Raw genomic sequence first — 1,335 nt, forward strand, 5'->3', positions numbered from 1 at the left:
TTACCTGATCGTACCTTATCCACAGCAGTCTTCATGTTGTCGTAGATGCCGCGTTCAGGCACGCCACCAAAGACCCGAAATGCATGATTGTGTGCATCAAACAGCATCTCGTGCGTTTGTTTGTAATAAGCTCGCAGGAAGAAAGCTCGACTATTGCTTAGCTTGAAGTAAGCAACTTGAAGGCAGCACTTCCGACCATTGATCGTGGCGAAATCTTCGCCCCAATCAAACTGGAATGCTTCGCCTGGTGCAAAAGTCAGTGGAACATAGACTCGCTTAGCGGCAGTGCTCTTTGCTTCATGTTGCTCTTGTCGCCACTGCCGTGCAAACGCAGCAACACGATCATAGGAACCGGTGTAACCCAGTTGTACTAAATCCTGGTATAGCTGCTTGACTGACTTACGCTGCTTTCGATGCTTTTTCACCTCACGGTGAAGCCAGCAGGTTAAGGTCTTCTCGTAGTCATCCAGCTTACTCGGCGACTTCCTTGCAGGGTAGCTTGGGTCTAAATTTCTATTATTGAGGTATTTACGAACAGTATTTCGTGACAATCCGGTCTTCCGAGCAATCGATCGAATCGATTGTCCCTCCCGAATATGCCAGCGTCGAATTACGCTTAGTAGAGCCACGTCTATCACTCCATTTTCTCCTGCTTTGCTGAAGCAGGGATAGGTTTATACGTGGGTCAAAATTCGATGCAAATATATGGCTTTAGTGGGTCAGTTTTGGGTGCAAATCAACACTTTGACCTTTAGGTCAAAGAATGAGCAGAGACAAACGGCTATCAATTCTCACTGCCGCGGAAATCGAGGATTTATACAGCGTTCCTTCCTTCAACGAGTCTTATCAGCGGTTTTACTTCGCGCTAAATGATAAAGAACTTGCGGAGCTATCCAGAATACGGCAACGCAAGTACCGTTGTGTTGCCGTTGCATTGTTGGGCTACTTCAAATGCAAACCGATCCTGCTCAACCCGAGTTATAAATCCATGCAGGATGACTTGGCATTTATTGCGCGATTTCACTTTAAAGACCTCAAGTTTCGGCGCTTTAGTTTGAAAGCGGACCAAAAATCCCGCATCTATGAGCGTGTTTTATCAATTGCTGGAGTCAACAGCTGGAAAGATAAGCAACATCAACCCCGGCTTGTTGAACATTTGCTGGTCTGCGCTGAAAGCTGGGTGGCACCCCGCGCACTCTTTGACGCAGCAATCGAGTACCTGGCCCACCAGAAGATCGCCATTCCTGCCTATAGTACCCTGCAGAAGATCGTCAGTCAGGTGATTAATCAACATCAGCAACGATTGTATGATCAGATCAATGCCGCTTGCAGCCA

The 1,335-nt window shown here is 47.3% G+C and carries 2 protein-coding genes; one reads left to right on the forward strand and one right to left on the reverse strand.

What is annotated here, in order from left to right:
• A partial coding sequence (gene istA, locus A3761_RS04745; protein WP_231881161.1) for an IS21 family transposase occupies positions 1-638 on the reverse strand: 638 nt, incomplete at its 3' end.
• A 125-nt stretch (positions 639-763) separates the two neighbouring features.
• On the opposite strand from istA, the gene A3761_RS04750 reads away from it, so the two are divergent.
• The coding region (locus A3761_RS04750; RefSeq protein ID WP_156491597.1) for a DUF4158 domain-containing protein at positions 764-1,335 on the forward strand (572 nt) is incomplete at its 3' end.

This window comes from Oleiphilus sp. HI0123 (assembly GCF_001635315.1).